The sequence below is a fragment of the Georgenia sp. EYE_87 genome (assembly GCF_023148685.1).
Taxonomy (GTDB): Bacteria; Actinomycetota; Actinomycetes; order Actinomycetales; family Actinomycetaceae; genus Georgenia.
On the sequence record NZ_JAHXNL010000008.1, the window covers coordinates 95,968 to 113,993 of the forward strand.

At 72.4% G+C, this 18,026-nt stretch carries 14 protein-coding genes; 3 read left to right on the plus strand and 11 right to left on the minus strand.

The window, feature by feature from the left end; genetic code table 11:
- Positions 1-7 precede the first annotated feature (7 nt).
- The 11 genes from KZX45_RS12830 to KZX45_RS12880 form a co-directional block, all read right to left on the minus strand.
- Positions 8-1,375 (minus strand): phenylacetate--CoA ligase family protein, encoded by a 1,368-nt coding sequence (locus tag KZX45_RS12830; RefSeq protein ID WP_248258139.1) that lies wholly within the window; start codon positions 1,373-1,375, stop codon positions 8-10.
- Complete coding sequence (locus KZX45_RS12835; protein ID WP_248258140.1) at positions 1,375-2,478, minus strand: PEP/pyruvate-binding domain-containing protein; 1,104 nt, start codon at positions 2,476-2,478, stop codon at positions 1,375-1,377. Before KZX45_RS12835 ends, KZX45_RS12830 begins: the two co-directional genes overlap by 1 nt.
- Positions 2,475-4,382 carry a PEP-utilizing enzyme gene (locus KZX45_RS12840; RefSeq protein ID WP_248258141.1) on the minus strand — a complete coding sequence of 636 codons (1,908 nt, stop codon included), beginning with the start codon at positions 4,380-4,382 and terminating at the stop codon, positions 2,475-2,477. Before KZX45_RS12840 ends, KZX45_RS12835 begins: the two co-directional genes overlap by 4 nt.
- Positions 4,379-5,248: an HAD-IIA family hydrolase gene (locus tag KZX45_RS12845; protein ID WP_248258142.1), complete on the minus strand. Its 870-nt coding sequence runs from the start codon at positions 5,246-5,248 to the stop codon at positions 4,379-4,381. The genes KZX45_RS12840 and KZX45_RS12845 overlap by 4 nt, the downstream gene beginning before the upstream one ends.
- Positions 5,245-6,702, minus strand: coding sequence for a pyruvate/oxaloacetate carboxyltransferase (locus KZX45_RS12850; RefSeq protein ID WP_248258143.1), 1,458 nt, complete (start codon positions 6,700-6,702; stop codon positions 5,245-5,247). Before KZX45_RS12850 ends, KZX45_RS12845 begins: the two co-directional genes overlap by 4 nt.
- A complete protein-coding gene (locus tag KZX45_RS12855) occupies positions 6,699-8,138 on the minus strand; it encodes an acetyl/propionyl/methylcrotonyl-CoA carboxylase subunit alpha (RefSeq protein WP_248258144.1) in 1,440 nt (479 codons plus the stop codon). The genes KZX45_RS12850 and KZX45_RS12855 overlap by 4 nt, the downstream gene beginning before the upstream one ends.
- Entirely contained in the window at positions 8,135-8,695 is a 561-nt protein-coding gene (locus KZX45_RS12860; RefSeq protein ID WP_248258145.1) for a biotin/lipoyl-containing protein, read from the minus strand. The genes KZX45_RS12855 and KZX45_RS12860 overlap by 4 nt, the downstream gene beginning before the upstream one ends.
- Positions 8,696-8,852: 157 nt before the next feature.
- The gene (locus KZX45_RS12865; protein ID WP_248258146.1) at positions 8,853-9,626 is read right to left on the minus strand and encodes an IclR family transcriptional regulator; all 774 of its coding nucleotides are present in this window, start codon (positions 9,624-9,626) and stop codon (positions 8,853-8,855) included.
- A gap of 86 nt (positions 9,627-9,712) precedes the next feature.
- Positions 9,713-12,043 carry a glycoside hydrolase family 65 protein gene (locus KZX45_RS12870; protein WP_248258147.1) on the minus strand — a complete coding sequence of 777 codons (2,331 nt, stop codon included), beginning with the start codon at positions 12,041-12,043 and terminating at the stop codon, positions 9,713-9,715.
- A gap of 503 nt (positions 12,044-12,546) precedes the next feature.
- Positions 12,547-13,281 (minus strand): sulfite exporter TauE/SafE family protein, encoded by a 735-nt coding sequence (locus KZX45_RS12875; RefSeq protein ID WP_248258148.1) that lies wholly within the window; start codon positions 13,279-13,281, stop codon positions 12,547-12,549.
- Between the two features lie 75 nt (positions 13,282-13,356).
- Positions 13,357-14,307, minus strand: a complete 951-nt coding sequence (locus tag KZX45_RS12880; RefSeq protein ID WP_248258149.1) for an NAD(P)-dependent oxidoreductase — start codon at positions 14,305-14,307, stop codon at positions 13,357-13,359.
- A 95-nt stretch (positions 14,308-14,402) separates the two neighbouring features.
- Between KZX45_RS12880 and KZX45_RS12885 the strand changes: the two genes are divergently transcribed.
- The 3 genes from KZX45_RS12885 to gtfA all read left to right on the plus strand — a co-directional run bounded on the left by KZX45_RS12885 (position 14,403) and on the right by gtfA (position 17,994).
- Positions 14,403-15,833 carry an MFS transporter gene (locus KZX45_RS12885; RefSeq protein ID WP_248258150.1) on the plus strand — a complete coding sequence of 477 codons (1,431 nt, stop codon included), beginning with the start codon at positions 14,403-14,405 and terminating at the stop codon, positions 15,831-15,833.
- 73 nt (positions 15,834-15,906) lie between these two features.
- Positions 15,907-16,293, plus strand: coding sequence for a VOC family protein (locus tag KZX45_RS12890; protein ID WP_248258151.1), 387 nt, complete (start codon positions 15,907-15,909; stop codon positions 16,291-16,293).
- Between the two features lie 234 nt (positions 16,294-16,527).
- Complete coding sequence (gene gtfA, locus KZX45_RS12895) at positions 16,528-17,994, plus strand: sucrose phosphorylase (protein WP_248258152.1); 1,467 nt, start codon at positions 16,528-16,530, stop codon at positions 17,992-17,994.
- Positions 17,995-18,026 lie beyond the last annotated feature (32 nt).

The following is an 18,026-nucleotide window of genomic DNA, read 5'->3' on the forward strand; positions in this document are numbered from 1 at the left end:
GACTGCGTCAGGACCGCAGCGGCACCGCCTGCGGCCCGTGCTCGGCGACGTACGTCAGAGCGTTCTTGTACATCCCCCGGTCGAACGTGCCCGGCGGGTACGCCTCGACGGCGACCCTGACCCGCAGCTCCTGACGCACCCGCTCCTCGATCCGGGCGGCCAGGTCCGTGAGCACATCGGCCCCCACGGCGGAACGGGTCTGGAGCTCCACCGGGATCGGCTCGTCGAACCGAACCTGGTCGGCAGCGGACTTGCGCACCCGGACGACGTCGTCGATGAGGTCGGCCCCCTCGGCGACGGCGATGTCCCGGATCGAGGCCGGGAACACGTTCATCGCTTTGTAGATCAACATGTCGTCGGTTCGGCCGATGCACCGGATGCGTGGCGTACGCCGCCCGCACGAACAGTCGGTGCCGGTGACGACGATGTGGTCGCGTGAGCGGAACCTCAGCACCGGTGTGGCCTCACGGGTGAAGGTCGTGTAGACCGCCTCTCCCTGCCCGCCCTCCACCCAAGGACGCTGCTCTCCGGTGGCCGGGTCGATGATCTCGACCAGCACGTGGCGCCCGGCGGTGAGGTGCATGCCTTCCCCCGCCTCGCACTCACCCCACACGCCGGAGCAGACGTCGCCGAGGCCCATGACCTCGCTGACCCGGTTCGCGCCCCACAGCTCCTGGATGCGGGAGCGGATCTCCGGCTGTCCGAAGCCCGGCTCGCCGCCGCCGACGACCGTGCGCACCGGCAGGGTGGACGCGTCCCTGCCCAGCAGCTCTGTGACCTTGTCCGCGAAGAAGCTGGCGAACGACGCGGTTCCCACCAGTGTGTCCACGCGGAGCCGCTCCATGGCGGACGCCATCCGCGCGGTGGTCTGACCGCCGATCCACGCCAGGGTCGAGCCGGTCTCCCTGATGCCGTCCGCGTACGGCATCCCGCCGGCGACCATCGGCATCGCCGTGGACAGCGCGGTCGTCGTGCCCCGTCGCACCCCGGCGGTGAAGTACATGGTGGCGATGGACTGACGCCAGGCAGCCAGGTCTGCGGCGGTGAGACCGAAGTACACAGGCCCCCCGGTGGTCCCCGAGGAGGTGATGACCTGGACGACGTCCTCCGTGGGCGCCGCCTGCTGCAGCCCGAGCAGCGGTCCGTTCGGCCCGGCCTGACCGCGGCGCAGGTCGTCCTTCTCGGTGGTAGGCAGCTCGGCCAGGTGCTCGACCGTCGTGATCGCCTCGGCGTCAACCCCGGCCAGCCGGTCGCGGTACAGCAGCGACCGTTCCTGCAGCCTGCGGACGTAGGCGGGCAGGTGCCCGACCTGCCACGCGACGGTCTCGCCCCAGGGCCGCGTCTCGACCTCCGGATCCCAGTACGTCCGATCCATCAGCTCGCCCTGGCCTCGTGCTGGTGCCCGACGGCGGAGCCGCCGGCCGGGGCGCCGGAGATGCTGCCGGTGATCCAGGACATCATGCCTGCCGTGGCGTCGAATGCGGGCTTGCGCTCCACGCCCGACCACACGGTCTCCGGCCGGCACTGCAGAAGGATCGCGTTGTCCCCGGCGGGCAGGTCCTCGTCCAGCGCGAACTCGATGTCCTGCGCTGTCCCGTGCATCTTCTCCAGCCGCTTGCCGAGCTCGGCGAGGGCAGTGATCTCCACGTCGCTGAGGCAAGGGACGTGCCGGCGCTCCTCCGGGACCGGCACCGTCGCGTCCCCGCGGCGGTACTCGATCTCCTTCGTCCCCAGAGTGCGTTCGACGATGGCGAGGCCGACCTTGTCGACGAGGAACCGGTCGGGGGTGACCTCCCCACCCACGACAGACAGCCCGAGGCCCCAGCTGGCCTCGATCGCCACCTTGGACCGGTCCCCGCTCGTGGGGCTGAGGGTGAACATGACCCCGGCCGCGCGGGCTCGGACGGTCTTCTGGATCACGACGGCCATCTCGATGACGTCGGGCAAGATGTGCTTCTCGGCGAGGTAGGACATCACCCGTGCGGAGAAGACGCTGCGGTAGCACCGGGCCACGTGCTCGACGACGGAGTCCTCACCGACGACGTCGACCCAGGTCTCGAACTCGCCCGCGAAGCTCGCCCCGACCGAGTCCTCCGCGGTGGCGCTGGAGCGGACGGCGACGGCGACGTCCGGCACGCCCAGGGTCTCACCCAGCTTTCGGTACCGGGCCCGGACCTCGGCGGCCACGTCGGCGGGAAGCGCGGCGGTGGCGAACCGCTCCTCGAGCCGTCGCGCCGCGGCGTCGAACCTGGCGCGGTCGTGGGTCTGCCCGAGCTCGTCGGCGACCGCCGAGGCGAACTCGCCGAGGCCGTCGCGGGCTAGAAACTCCCGGTACGCGGCAGCGTTGACCACGAACCCGGGGGCCACCGGCAGGCCGGCAGCGGTCATCTCCGCGAGGCCGGCAGCCTTGCCGCCCACCTGCCGGGCGTCGCGGCACGCCCCGTCGGCGAAGTCGATCGTGTAGATGGTGCCGCTCATCGACCGGCTCCCGTCGTCGTGGCATCCGCGGGCGCGGCCTGGGTGCTGCCGTCCGCCGGCGACTCGGCGTCGTCGCCCTCGTCCTCGAGGACCGTGACGGTGCCGGCCCTGCCGTCGATGCGGACGCGCTGGCCGGTGGAGAGGCGGGTCGTGGCGAACCCGGTGCCGACGACGGCCGGGAGACCGTACTCGCGGCAGACGATGGCGGCGTGGCACATCATGCCGCCGATGTCCGTGATCACCCCAGCGGCGACGGCGAAGGCCGGCGCCCACGACGGTGCGGTGATGGGGGCGACGAGGATCTCGCCGGCCTGGAGGCTGGGCAGATCGAGCTCGGACCTGAGCACGCGGACCCTGCCCTCGACCACGCCCAGCGAGCCGGGGCCACCGGTCAGGACGTTGTCCCCGCCGTCGGAGGTGCCGAGCCACTCGGCCACCCGCTCGGTGGTGACGCCGTAGTTCATGACGGCGAACGGGTCCGTGACCTGGGCCGGCGGGACGCCGAACGCCGGAGAAGGGGGCGGTGAGGCCTGCAGCGCCGCGACGACGCCGCGGCGGCGCTGGATCTCCCTCTGCCAGCGCGTCTTGCCACGGGGCTCGACGCCGATCGCCCAGGACTGCAGGACGTCGGCGAGCGCCTCGTCGAGCTCGAACCGGTTGAGGTAGAACATGTCGTCGCGCTGCTGCGTGAAGCCGGCGGACAGAAGCACGTCGGCGAGCTCCCACGCCTTCTGCCAGAAGACGTTGTGCGCCCAGTGTTCGACGAAGATGTTGTGCTCCTCGATGTACGGGAACACCTTCACCGCCAGCCCCACCAGCTCGTCGAACTGCTTTGCCTCAGCCTCGCTGAGCAGGGCGCGGTACTCGGCGATGATCTCGTCCCGCTCGGACCGCAGGCGCTCGACCGGCCGGGCGATGTCCTCACCGGCAGCGAGCATGGTCGCGTAGCGGGCGATGCCCTGGAGCGGGATGGACAGGTCGGAGGCCCAGGTCTCCTGGTCATGGGTGAACCCGTACTCGGCGAAGTAGTTGAACCACGGCTCCTTGGCCTGCTCGAAGGCCTCGAGCCACTGCCGGCCGTTCTCGTTGGTGCCGAGCTCGTGGAGGACCTCCTCGGGCGTGGCGCCGTCGCGGGTGAGCACGCCGGTCAGGCCGAGGTCCCCCGCGAGGACGGCGAGCTTGCGAAGCTCGTCGTCGGGGCGGAAGGCGAGGACGTCGACGCCGGCGACCATGCGGGAGATCGTCTGGTCGGTGATGAGGGGGAACGCCTGCTTGCAGAACTGGAAGAAGGTGATGTAGCCGCCGTAGCCGAGGTTGAGGAACTCGAAGTGGTACTGCCAGATGGCGAAGAACTCGTCGATGAGGCGGTGGTAGTTCTCGGCGAGGGCAACTGAGGAGGAGCGCCCGCGGGCCTCGGTGACCACCTCGGCCGGGTCGACGTCGGGCAGGGGGGCGAACTCGATGGACCGGAGCGACTCGATGGCGCCGGCCATCTTCTCCTTCCACTTTCCGTACAGCTCGTCCCAGTTGGCGTAGTAGTGGCCCGCCCGTTCCTGGAACGTGGCCACGCGCCGCTGGATCTCGTCGGGGTCGGTCACGCCCTGCGGGGCGATGTAGACGTAGCCGTTGACCACACGGACGTCCAGACCGAGGGAGACCGGCAGCGTGAAGATCCGGGTCGAGAACGCCCCGGCGCCGTAGTAGACGGCCTCGGCGCCGATACTGTCGAACGGGTGGCACCCGCGCGACCAGTGCATGGTGTCGGCGAACCAGAACAGCGAGTTCTCGTGCTGCCGCGTCTCTTCCGAGGGGACGAGGTAGTAGGGGTACATCGACTGCCAGCCCTCCGCGCCTTCGGGCGTGGTGGCCTCGTCGAAGTAGGGGAAGCGCTTCTGCTCGGTCATGAGGGGGCTCCTTGCGTCATCGGAAGGGTTCTGGACAGCAGGTCGTGCAGGGCGGCGACGTCGTCGAGAGCGAGGTCCGGGACGTCGTCCGGGGTGAGTCCGGCCAGACCGCCTGGCCCGACGGCGCCCGAGAGGACGAGCACGCTGGTTGCGCCCATCCGGCGGGCGAGGCGGACCTCGACGGCGGCGTCGCCGACGACGGCGGTCTCGGCGGCGGACGCGCCCAGGCGGCGTCCCAGCGCCTCGGCGAGAAACGCCGAGGGCTTGCCGACCACGGCGGGCCGCACCCCCGTCGCCCAGCCCACGGCGGCGGCGATGGTGGCGGAGACCGCGACGGACTTGCCGACGCCGCCGTGGAACCAGGGGACGTCGACCGTCGTGTACAGCGACGCCCCGGCGTCGACGGAGAGGCAGGCCGCGTTGATGAGCCGGGTGGCGTAGCCGTCGGCCGCGCCGACCACGACGACATCGGCGAGGTCGCCGTCCGGGTCCACGAGCTCCACGCCGCGTTCGCGCGCCGGTCCCGCGATGCCCTCGTCACCGACGACGAGCACCCGTGCGCCCGGGTGGTGCGCGAGAACGTGGTCGACGGCCGCACTGCCGGCAGTGACGAAGTCGTCGTCAGCGATGTCGATGCCGAGGTCACGCAGGTGGGCGGCGTACTCGCGCGGTGGCCGCTGCGAGGCGTTGGTGCAGACCACGACGGCGTGCCCGGCCGCATGCAGCAGGTCCACCAGCTCCCCGGCGAGCGGCATGGCTTCTCCCCCGGCTCCCCCGGCGCGGCGGGTGCGCACGAGGCAGCCGTCGACGTCGAGGACCCAGGCCCGCACGCGGTCGAGCGCGCGGTTCTCCCCGGGTGCGCTCATGGGGTTCCTCCGGCCCGCGCAAGGCTGAAGGCCGTGGTGCCGTCGCTGACGGAGATGGCGGTGGCACTGCTTCCGGAGACGGTGTCGAGCAGCCGCTGGATGGTGGCGGCCGGCTTGTCCCGTGCGGCCCGGTACATCGCGTCCACCTGGTCCGCCGGCATGACGGCCCGCAGGAGCAGCTCCTCGTCGCTGATGCTCTTGCCGAACCGTCGGCGCAGCTCGCCGATGGTGATGTCCCCGCCGTCATTGACCGGCTGCCGGCCGCGCCTGGTGGACAGCGCGCGGTCGAGCAGCTCGGGGTTCACCTCGCCGGGCAGGGGCCCGAAGTCGCCGCGGAGGAGGTCGATGACCTCGTCGGAGATCTGCTTGTAGCGCTCCCCGGTGATGACGTTGAGGGTCGCCTGGGTGACGATGTACTGCGCGAACGGCGTCATGACGATGGGCCAGCCGAGGTCCTGCCGGACCTGGACCGACTCCTCGATGACTGCGTCGAACAGCTCCGGCCGGCGGATCTCCGCGAGCTGGCGCCGGGTGGTCGACTGGACCCCGCCGGGGATGGTGTGGCGGTAGTAGGCCTCGTCGTACTGGGCCGGCGAGCTGACCGGCAGGTTCTTGATGCGGGCCTGCCGCGTCAGGTAGGCCGAGGCCCGGTTCATGGCGTCGACGTCGACGTCGACCTCGTGGCCACGGGCCCGCAGGTTGGTGACGAGCTGCTGGGCCTGCGGGTGCGAGGGGCCGTCGGCGAGCGGCGGGAGCGCGCAGTGGATGGTCGGGACGCCGAGGTCGGCGGCGTCAAGGACGGTGAGGGGCGAGACGCCGGTGGTGCTGTGGGAGTGGATCTCCGCGAGCTGCAGGCGGGACAGGCTCGACTGGAGCATCGGGACCAGGCTGCGCACTCGCTCGGGCGTGAGCAGTCCGGCCGGGTCCTTGAGGTAGACGGAGTCGAAGGCCCCGCCCGCGTCGAGCTCCGCCGTCCTCGCGGCGTAGTACTCGTCGGTGTGCACCGGGCTGGTGGTGTAGCAGATCCCGCCGACGACCTCCTCGAAGCCGACACGCTTGGCCATCTCCGCGGTGCGCTGGGCGCCTGCCATGTCGTGCATGGGGTCGATGACCCACAGCCGTCTAATGCCGTGGCGGGCGAGCAGGGTGAACGCCAGCTCGAAGACCGCGTCGGGGGTGCGGTGGAAGGTGATGAACCGCTTGCCGGTGGTGAGGAAGCCCAGCTGCGTGTTCGGCAGCCGGTCCCGGGCCACGCGGATGCGCTCCCACGGGTCCTCGCGGTGGTAGCGCACCGCCGTCGCCATCGTGGTGCTCGAGAGCAGCTCGATCGCGCGGTAACCGACCTCGTCGAGGTGCGGGGTGACACCGGCCATCATGCGGGTGGTGATGCCCATGGCGCTCCACACGCTCTGGTTGCCGTCGCGGAGCGAGACATCGATCAGCTCGACCTTCATCGTCCCTCCTCCGGGGTCGTCGTCGCGGACGCCGTGGTCGCTGCCACCACCGGCTGCGCCGCCGCCGTGGGCGCGTCTGCCGGTTCCGCCGGGTAGCGGCCCGCCGCCATGGCGGTGTCGAGCCACCGGGTGGTCACCGCGTTGGCTGCGTAGTCGGGCTCGTCGAGGATCCAGCGCAGGAGCGGGAGCGAGGTGGTGACGCCGTCGACGTCGAAGTCGGCGAGGGCGCGGCGCATGCGGCCCACGGCGTCGTCCCGGTCGGTGCCCCAGGCGATCTGCTTGCCCATGAGGGCGTCGTAGAAGGGCGGGAACCGGTAGCCCTCGTAGACGTGCGAGTCCAGGCGTAGGCCGCCGGCGGCGGAGGGTCGCCAGCGCGTGACGGGGCCGGGTGACGGCACGAGGCCGCGGCTCGGGTCCTGCGCGGTGATGCGGGCCTCGATCGCGTGTCCGGTGACTCTTACCTCGTCCTGGGTGAGCCTGAGCGGCTCGCCCAGAGCCACCAGCAGGTGCTCACGGACGAGGTCGATGCCGGTGACGGCCTCAGTGACGGGATGCTCGACCTGGATCCGCGGGTTGACCTCGAGGAACGCCAGCGCGTCGCGGTCGACGTCGTAGAGGAACTCGACGGTGCCCAGGCCTGTGTACCGGAGCGCCCGCGCGATACGCACCGCGCTCTCGTGGAGCAGCGACCGGGTGACCGGCGGCAGCGCCGCGCAGGGCGCCTCCTCAATGACCTTCTGGTAGCGGAACTGCACCGAGCACTCCCGCTCACCCAGATGGACAACGTGACCGTGGGCGTCGCCGAGCACCTGGACCTCGACGTGCTTGGCGTCCTCGACGAAGCGTTCGAGGAAGACGGTGCCGTCACCGAAGGACGCATGGGCCTCCGAGGAGGCCATCTGCCAGGCACCAACGAGCTCGGCCGGCTCATGAACGAGCTTCATTCCCCGGCCGCCACCGCCGTGGGCGGCCTTGACCAGAACGGGGAATCCGATCGTGCGTGCGAGGTTCTCGGCCTCCTCGGCCGTCTGCGTGGGCCCGCCGGCGGAGACGGGAACGCCGACGGACTCGGCGAGCCGCCGGGCGGCGAGCTTGTCGCCCAGCGCGCGCAAGGCCTGCGGCGCGGGTCCCACGAAGGTCAGGCCGTTCTCGGCACAGGCCTCGGCGAAGTCGGCGCGCTCGGCGAGGAAGCCGTACCCGGGATGGACCAGCGTGCAGCCCGTGCCGGCGGCTGCCTCGACCACCGCGGGAATGTTGAGGTAGCTGTCCGAGGCACGCGGCGGGCCCAGCGTGATGACGCGGTCGGCCCGGCGCGCGCCGAGCGTGTCACGATCCGCCGTGGAGATGCCGAGGACGGTCTCGAGGCCCAGGCGCTGGGCGGCGTCGATGATCCGCAGCGCGATCTCGCCCCGGTTGGCGACGAAGACCCGTGTCATGCGGGCTGCCGGACTGCGAAGATCGGCTGGTCGAACTCGACGAGCGCCCCGTCCTCGACGAGCACCTCGACGACCTCGCCGGCAACACCGGCGGGCACCGAGTTCATCAGCTTCATCACCTCGATGATGCAAAGCACGGAGTCGGCCTCGACGGCGTCACCCACCTGCACGAACGGCTCCTCCCCCGGCTTGGGAGCGCGGTAGAAGTGGCCGAGCATCGGGGCGCGGACGACGGTGACGCCGTCGCTCGCCCGTCCGTCGGTAGCCGGGGCGGCCGGAGCCGGCGTCGTCGTCCGGGTGTCCGTCCTTCCCGGCCCCGACGCCGACTCCGGGGGCTCCGTCGCCCCAGCCGCCGGCGGCGCGGTCGCACCGAGGATCGAGGACGCACCCTGAGGCGTTGAGGTGCGCACCGCTCCCGAGGTCAGGGCATCGGTCCCCAGGTGCCCGCCCCGCAGCACGCGGATCCGCAGATCACCCTTCTCGAAGGCGAAGTCGGTGAACTCGGTCTTGTCGAGCTGCTCGATGATGGCGGCCAGCTCTTCGAGGTCGACGTCCATGTGGCTCCCTTGCCCGACTATGTGGCCCACACCACATCTGAGGCGACACTACGAAAGCATCCCTCATCAGGCAATGACGATCGGGGATATTCCCCATGCCGGAACCGGCGGGCCCAAGGTCCCACCAGCCCGCGGTCAGAGCTCGCCTCGCGTGGTATCAGTCCGCCGTGCGCGCCGTGTGGAGCCGATCCTCGATGTTCTCCCGACAGGCCCGCAGCATCGGGAGGAACTCCTCCAGCTGCTCCTTGCCGAAGCGGGCGCTCGGGAGTGCAACGGTGACGGCAGCGACGGGGGCGCCGGCCGCCGAATGAACGGCCACGCCGAGCCCCACGACACCACGCTCCGTCTCCTCGAAGTTCGTGCCGAATCCGGCCCGCCGAGCCTCGGCGAGATGACGTTTGAGGTCGGCGACGGTGCGGAACCGGGAGGTCGGCCACGGCGGCAGGCCCTGCCGGTAGAGCTGCTCGAGGTCGGCGGGGTTGAGCTCGGCAAGGATCGCCTTGCCTCCCGCGGAGCAGAAAGCGGGCATGAGGTCGCCGATGCGGACCGCGACCCGCAGCGTCAGGCGGCCCTCGAGCCCGTCGACGAACTGAATGTTGCCGCCGCGAAGGATCATCAGCTGCACGGTCTCCCCGACGGCCTCGTGGAGCACGTTGAGCGGCTCTCGGGCCACCTCGCGCAGCCGGGAGAGGCTCAGAGGCTCGACCATCACCTCCCCGAGCGTGGGGCCGGGCCGGTAGCGCCGCTGACTGTCCTGTGCAGCGAAGCCGCGGTGGGCGAGCGCGCTGAGGAGGCGGTGGGCGGTGGAGGGAGCGACGTCGAGGCTCGTGGCGGCGTCCTTCACGGAGAGCGCCTGCTCCGAGCGCAGCAGCACGATCAGCTGCAGTGCCTTGTCGACCGAGCCGAGCGGCGAGACCTCGGTGTTCCGCATGCGCGAATTATGCACTGCATCATTCCCAGATGCGGTCTGCGGTTCGCATCGCTTCCTAGGCGGCAAGGCGGCCGGGACAGGCAGCGCTAGGTCCGCGGCTCGCGCCCGGCGGGCTGCGTCGGCTCGGCGAGCAGCGGCGCCGGCGCCCGGAGGGGCGCCCGCACGGGTGAGCCGGCCGCGACGCTCAGGCAGGCGCCGTCGACGACGACGTCGACCGGCCCGGTCCCGCGCTCGAGCGTGACCGTGGTCCCCCCGGCGGTGGTCTCCACGCCCAGCAGGGCCCCGCGCCAGGTGACGCGGTAGGCGGTGCGGGTGATCCCGGAGGGCAGGAGCGGGGCGAGCTCGAGGTGCTCGTGGTCCTCGCGCAGCCCGCCGAGGCCGGCGGCGAACGCCAGCCACGTGCCGCCGATCGACGCCAGGTGCAGCCCCGTGGCGGTGTTCCCCTGGACGTCGAGGAGGTCCACGAGGGCGGACTCGCGCAGGTAGCGCAGGGCCAGGTCGGGGTGCTGCGCCTGCGCGCACACGACCGCCTGGACGGCCGCGGAGAGGGAGGAGTCGCGCACGGTGCGGGCCTCGTAGTACTCGAGGTCGCGGGCCACCTCCTCGGCGGTGAAGTCGTCGCGGCACCACCACAGGGCCTGGACGAGGTCCGCCTGCTTGACCACCTGGCGCCGGTAGAACTTCGCGTAGTGCTGGTGGTCCTGGATCGGGTAGGAGTCGCGCTTGTCCTCGAAGCGCCACTCCCGGTAGGCCGTGAAGTTCTGGTTCGCGGGGTGCACGCGGAGGCCCTCGTCCCACGGGACATGGACCGCCTCGGCGGCCGCCCGCCACGCGGCGGCCTCGGTGTGGTCCACCCCGAGCTCGGCCGCGCGGTCCTGCCGCTCCTGACAGACGTCCGCGGCCCGCAGGAGGTTGTGCCGCGCCATGAGGTTGGTGAAGACGTTGTCGTCGACCTCGCCGGTGTACTCGTCGGGGCCCGTCATGCCGAACAGGTGCCACCCGCCGGCCGCGTCCTCGTGGCCCATGGACATCCACAGCCGGGCCGTCTCGACGAGCACCTCGAAGCCTCCGACCGAGTCGAGGTCCTCGCCGGTCACGTTGCGGTAGAGCCAGAACGCGCGGGAGATGTCGGCGTTGACGTGCGTCGCCGCCGTGCTGGCGGGCCAGTACGCGGAGGTCTCCCGCCCGTCGATCGTGCGCCACGCGAAGGCGGCGCCCTCGAGCTGCAGGGTGTCGGCGCGCTCCCGTGCGGCGTCGAGCGTGCCCGCGCGCCACAGCAGGAGCCGGGCCGCCGCGTCGGGGCGGAGGAGCGTCAGCGCCGGCAGCACGAACCCCTCGATGTCCCAGAAGGTGTGGCCGCTGTACCCCGTACCGGTGAGCCCCTTGGCGCTCACTGGCGCGTCGGTGACGCAGGCCGCGGCGCAGAACAGCTGGAAGAGGTTGTACCGCAGCGCCTGCTGGAGCTGGGGGTCGCTGTCGATCTCGACGTCGGCCGTGGCCCACAGCTCGTCCAGGACCGCCCGCTGGGCCTGCACCAGGCCGTCCCAGCCGCGGTCCCGGCCCGAGCGCACCGCGGCCGACGCCTCCGCGGCGAGCGAGTCGGCCCCGGCCTCGCGCGCCCAGCTGTACCCGATGGTCTTGACGACGACGAGGCCCTCCCCCGCCGCGAGCTCGGCCGCGACGGTGGTGACGACCCGGTCGTCGTCGGCCTCGGTGTGCACGCGCCCGGACCCGACGTCGTGGTGCACGGCCGCGGCGACGCCGATGCGCGAGCGGCGCGTCCGCAGCACGAGCGCACCCCCGGCCTCGGTGCGCCTCCTCCCGAGGGTCTCGAACGGGTCGTCGAGCAACTCGGCCACGCGCGGGTCGTCGCTCTCGACCTCCGGCGGGGCGACGCCGGCGGCGAGGTCGGAGCGGATCACGACGTGCGCGGGACCGTCGAGCGCCCGCACCTCGTACCGGACCGCGCACACCGACCGCTCCGCGAGCGAGACCAGCCGGCACGTCCGCACCTCGAGCGTGGTTCCCGACAGGGCGGTCCAGCGCACCCGCCGCTCGAGCGTGCCGGCGCGCAGGTCGAGCGTGCGCTCGTGCACCTGCGGCCGGGCGTCGCGCACGTCCAGCGGGACGCCGTCGACGAGGAGGCGCAGCGCCGTGCCGTCGGGGACGGCGACCATCGCCTGGCCCTCCTCGGGGTGGCCGTACCCGCCCTCGGGGTACGACAGCGGGTGCGTCTCGTGGACGCCGGAGAGGAACGTCCCGCGCCGGGCGGACGGGTCGACCTCGTCGAGGGTGCCCCGCACACCGACGTACCCGTTGGACAGGGACAGGACGGACTCGGCGACGGCGAGGGTCCCGGGGTCGACGCACGGCTCCCGCAGGAGCCAGGGGTCGACGTCGAAGGCTGGCGCGCTCACGCTTCCTGTCCTACCGGGCCGTGCGCCCGCGCGCGATCGGTAGCACGCCGCCGGAGACCGGCTCCGGACGACCGCCCTCACCGCACGATCGCCGTCACCGGATGGGCGCTGTCGCCACCCCGGACCAAGGTCCCCTCGACCTCGCGGCGCAGAGGTGGGAGGATGGCGGTAGCTGGACGGCACGACGATCGAACCACCCGCAGCGCTCCGGTCCCCACGCAGGGGCCGCCGGGCAGCACGGTTGGCCACGGTCGGCCGGGTCGACCAGCGGCAGGGAGACGCGACGGGCGCGCCCCCGAAGTCCCGTCTACGAGAGCCGGTGATGCGACGCCAGTGGTAACGACGACACTGCTACCAGGCTGTCAGGCGACTCGCGGACATATCGGCCGTTGATGCTCTGAGGAGCACCGGCACCGCCCAGGATCGGGCACAGGACGAGCGTCTGACCCCCAGGTCAGCACAGAGCGACGGCCCGGGCGTACGCGCCCGGGCCGTTTCGCTGCTCAGAGCCGGGCGGCGCCGTCGGCGATCGTGGCCAGCGCGCCCGCCGCCGCGAGCGCGACGATGAGTCGGCGCGCCGCGACGGCGGTGAGCCAGCGGGCCACGAGCTCACCGAGCGCGACACCCACCAGCATCGCGACGGCGATCGACGCCCACGTGGGCGCGGACAGGCCGCCGGCGGCGGTCGGCTCGACGACCAGGCGCACGGCCACCGTGACCACGCCGATGACGACGAAGTACGGCTGCAGGGTCGCCGCGAACCGCACGTGGTCCCACCGGGTGAGCACCGAGAGCACGGCCATCGCGGGACCGCCGACGCCCGCGAGCGCCCCCATCGCCCCCGAGGCGACGCCGCTGGCGGTGACGAGGCCGGTGCTCCGCGGCAGCGTGCGAGCGCGGACGACGACGGCCGAGCCGATCAGCCCGAGCAGGATCAGGGCTCCCGCGAGAATCTGCGCCCATTGCGGGGCGAGCACGGCGGCGAGGGCGGTGCCGGCCCCGATGCCGACGAGCGCACCGGGGAGGAGCCTTCCGAAGGTTCCCCACTCGACGTCGGCGCGCACCCGGCCGAGCACGATGAGCGAGGCGGCGATGCCGAGCACGTTGATCACGACCACGCCCGCGGCCGGACCGAGGACGAGGATCACGAACGGCGAGGACACCAGCGCGAACCCCATGCCGGTGACCCGCTGCATGACCGCGCCGACGAGGACGGCGAGGACGAGCGCGACGGTCACGGCGCCCGTCCGCCGTCGTGGCGGGGGTTGCGGACGGGACGCGGCACAGGCTCAGGCTACCCAGCCCGGCGGCTCCTACCCGCGCGTGCGCCGCTTCCCGACCACCGCCGCCAGCCCGTCGCGCACGCTCGGGTACCGCGGCGTCCAGCCGAGCTCCCGCCTCGCCTTCGTGGTGTCGAGGTGGAGGCCGACCCGGGTGACGACGGTGCCGAGGTAGGGCGAGACTCGGAAGACGACGTCGGGCAGCCGCCACGGGCGCGGCGCTCCCGCCGCCTCGGCGAGGGCGTCGAAGTACTCCGACCACGTCAGCGGGTGGTCGTCCGCGACGTTGTACGCCTCTCCCGCCCGGCCGCGCTCCAGCGCGGCGACCGTGGCCGCCGCCGCGTCGGCGACGTGCACCAGGGACATGTTGCTCCCGTGCGCGGGCGCCGGCAGCAGGCGGCGCCCGGCCAGGTCGAGGAGCTCCCGCGTCGTGGGCTCGTTGCCGTAGAAGAACGCGTAGCGCATCGCGACACCCTCGAGGCCCGAGCGGAACACCTGCTGCTCGGTGGAGCGCATCGCGGCGACGTGCCGGCCGAACTCGCCGTCGCCGGACGGCCCGAGCGGGGCATCCTCGCGCACGGGGGCGTCGCCGTGGTCGACGAAGCCGTACACGAACAGGAAGGACTGGGTGACGAAGCGCCGGGCGCCGACGGCCCGCGCCGCGAGCAGCAGGTTCGCGGTGCCACGGGTGCGCAGCACGTTCGTGGGGTACAGGTCGCGGTGCCGCACCGGGGTGCGCGAGAGCGCGGTGCCCTCGTGGATCACCGCGTCCGCACGCTCGCCGTCGAGCGCCAGAAGCAGCGCGGGGCGGTCCAGGACGTCGGCGACCACGGGCTCGGCGCCGGCGTCGCGCAGCCGGTCGGCGCCCTGGCCGCGGCGGGTCAGCCCGACCACCTCGTGCCCGGCGTCGAGGAGCTGGCGGGTCAGCTCAGTGCCGATCGTGCCGGTGGCGCCGGCGAGGAGCACGCGCACGGGACCTCCCACGTCTCGTCTGTGCCGCCCATCCTGCCCCGTCATGGTGACGCGGAGCACCCGATATTCGGTCGAGCGACGTGGGCGCGCTCGGCCACACTCGGCAGGTGACCACCCCCTCCTCGGAGCCGTCGCCCGCGGCCGCCGGCTCCGCCGTCGACGCCGAGCTCCCAGCCGCCACGGACGGCGACCGGCCGACCTGGCGCCGCGACACCGCGCTGTTCCTCAGCGGCCAGACGGTCTCCCTGTTCGGCTCGATGCTCGTACAGTACGCGGTGATGTGGCACCTGACGCTGGAGACCCGGTCCGGCTCGGTCATGGCGCTGGCCGCGCTGTTCGGCTTCCTGCCGCAGGCCGTCGTGTCGATCTTCGGCGGCGTGTGGGCGGACCGGCACGACCGCCGGAAGCTGGTCATGACCGCGGACGCCGTCATCGCGGCCTCCACGCTCGCCCTCGCGCTGCTCATGCTGGGCGGCGTCACGGACCTGTGGCTGGTCTACGCCACCCTCGCCGTCCGCTCGGCGGGCGCCGGCGTGCAGACGCCGGCCGTGACCTCGCTGCTGCCGCAGATCGTGCCGACGGCGAAGCTCATGCGGGTCAACGGCATCAACGGGACCATCCAGTCCGCCATGGTGCTCCTCGCGCCCGCGGTGGCGGCGCTGGTCTACGCGAACTTCTCGATCGTCGCGGTGTTCTTCGTCGACGTCGTCACAGCGGTGGTCGGCATCGGCCTGCTCGCCGTGCTCACCGTCCCGCCCCTCGTCCGTCCCGGCGGCGAGCGGCCCGGCTACCTCGACGACCTCCGCGACGGCATCCGCTACGTCAGCGCGCATCGTTTCGTGCGCTGGGTGCTGGTCCTGTTCGCCGTCGTCTTCATCCTCGTCGTGGCCCCCTCCGGGCTCACGCCGCTGATGGTGGTGCGCACCTTCGGGGAGGAGGTGTGGAAGCTCACCGCGCTCGAGGTCGCCTACGGCGTCGGGATGATGATCGGTGGCGCGGTGATCGCCGCCTGGGGCGGGCTGAAGAACCGCGTCGTCATGATCGTCGCCTCGGTGTTCGTCTTCGGCGCCCTCGCCGTCGCCATGGGGCTCTCGACGAACCTGTGGGTGTTCCTGGCCTTCATGCTGCTCCTCGGCGTCGCCGTGCCGGCGTTCTCCACGCCGGCGATGACGGTGCTGCAGGAGACGGTCGAGCCGGAGCGGCAGGGACGGGTGTTCGGCTTCGTCAGCATCGTCATGGCGGTGTCGATGCCGCTGGGGATGGTGGTGTTCGGGCCGCTGGCGGACCGGTTCAGCGTCGAGTCCCTGCTCGTGGCCTCCGGGGCGCTGATGTTCCTGGTGGCGACCGTCGCCGTCGTCCTGCCCTCGGGCCGCCGGGCGATCGCCGGCGCGGGTGCGGGCGCGGCCGCGGCCGGCGTGGCGGACGGGTCGGGTGCGGCCGTCGTGGCCGATGAGGCTGGGTCTGATCTGGCGGACGCTACGGATGAGGCGGAGGAGACGGACCTCCCGGCGGACAGGGTCACGGCACCCGTGCCGTGAGTACCGTGGCTCCGTAGCGGCGGGCGAGCTCGTCCCACGTGCCCGCCACCGGGCGAGGGTGCGAGGTGACACTGTGAGGATCAAGCAGCAGGTCGTGGTGTTCGACGCCGCCGACCTGTCCACGGAGAGCCGCTTCTGGGCCGGCCTGCTGGGCGGCACCGTCGCCGCCGACGACGACTGGCACATGGTGCTGGTCGACGGCGAGCCGCGGGTGGCGGTCCAGCTGGCGCCGAACCACGTGCCGCCCGAGTGGCCGGACGGCAATCCGCAGCAGATCCACCTCGACCTCTGGGTCGACGACATCGACGCCTCCCACCAGGAGGTCATGTCCCTGGGCGCCACGCTCCTCCAGGCCGCGGAGGAGACCGACGACCCGGACGCCTTCCAGGTCTACGCGGATCCTGCCGGGCACCCGTTCTGCCTCTGCTGGGTCAAGGACGTGCCCCCGGCCCTGGACTGATGCGAAAGGACCCTGCCGCCCCACGCCACGCAACGGTCGCGACCGGCACGGCCGGCGACCGGCGCGACCGGCGGGACCGACTGCACGCCCGGCACGGCCCCGCCCCTCCGGCATGACCGGCGGACCGGCCGCGTCGGGGGCACACTGAGACAGCAGAGCCCGACCGCGACCGAGACGGCAGAGCCCAACCCGACCACCCCCCGACCCGAGGAGCACCGTGAGCCGAGGAGCACCGTGAGCCGACGACGTCACGGCGTGCAGCTCATCGCCTACGCCGACCGCTTCGGCGGCTCCGTCCGCGGGCTGCGCGAGCTGCTCGACGGGCCGCTCGCCGGGACCTTCGACGGCGTGCACCTGCTGCCGTTCTTCACGCCGTTCGACGGCGCCGACGCAGGCTTCGACCCCGTCGACCACACCGCCGTCGACCCCCGCCTGGGCACCTGGGCGGACGTGCGGGAGCTGGCCGGCCGCTACACGCTGATGGCCGACCTGATCGTCAACCACGTCTCCGCCGACTCGGCCGAGTTCCAGGACGTCGTCGCCCGCGGGGACGCCTCGGAGCACGCCGGGATGTTCCTGACCATGTCCGACGTCTACCCGGACGGCGCGGACGAGGCTGAGCTGGCCGGCATCTACCGGCCTCGGCCCGGGCTGCCGTTCACCCCCATGACCCTGGGCGGGCGCCGCCGGCTCGTGTGGACCACGTTCACGCCGCAGCAGATCGACCTCGACCTGGCCGACCCGGCCGGGCAGGCGTACCTCGACCGGGTGCTGACCGCACTGACCGCCGGCGGGGTGTCGATGGTGCGCCTCGACGCCGTCGGGTACGCGGTGAAGACGGCGGGGACATCCTCGTTCATGACGCCGCAGACGTTCGCCTTCATCGACGACCTCACCGCCCGCGCGCGGCACCGGGGCGCCGAGGTGCTGGTGGAGATCCACTCCCACTTCGAGCGTCAGGTGGCCATCGCGGGCCAGGTGGACCGGGTCTACGACTTCGCCCTCCCCCCGCTGCTCCTGCACACGCTCTACACCGGCGACGCCGCGGCGCTGCGGCACTGGCTCGACGTCCGGCCCGCCAACGCCGTCACGGTGCTGGACACCCACGACGGCATCGGCGTCGTCGACGTCGGACCGGACCAGATCGACGTGGGCCGCCCCGGGCTCCTGACCCCGGAGCAGGTCCACGACCTGGTCGAGGGGATCCACACCCGCTCCGGCGGGCAGTCCCGGCAGGCCACCGGGTGGGCCGCCTCGAACGTCGACATCTACCAGGTCAACTGCACGTACTACGACGCCCTCGGCGACGACGACGCCTACCTCCTCGCCCGCGCCGTGCAGCTCTTCGTGCCCGGCGTGCCGCAGATCTACTACGTGGGCCTGCTCGCCGGCCGCAACGACATGGAGCTGCTCGCCCGCACCGGGGTGGGGCGTGACATCAACAGGCACCACTACACCCGCGAGGAGATCGAGACCGATCTCGGGCGCCCGGTGGTGCGCCGGCTGCTGGAGCTGATCCGGCTGCGCAACACCCACCCGGCGTTCGACGGCAGCTTCCGGGTTGCGGGCGAGGGCTCCGCTGTCGAGCTGATCTGGGAGGCGGGCGAGCACCGGGTGAGCCTGGAGGCCGACGTCGCCGCGGTGCGTTTCCGCGTCCGGTCGACGCCGGAAGCGAACGCTCCGTCGCCGTCGAGCAGGTAGCGCACGCTCCTCCGTCGCCGTCGAGCAAGAAG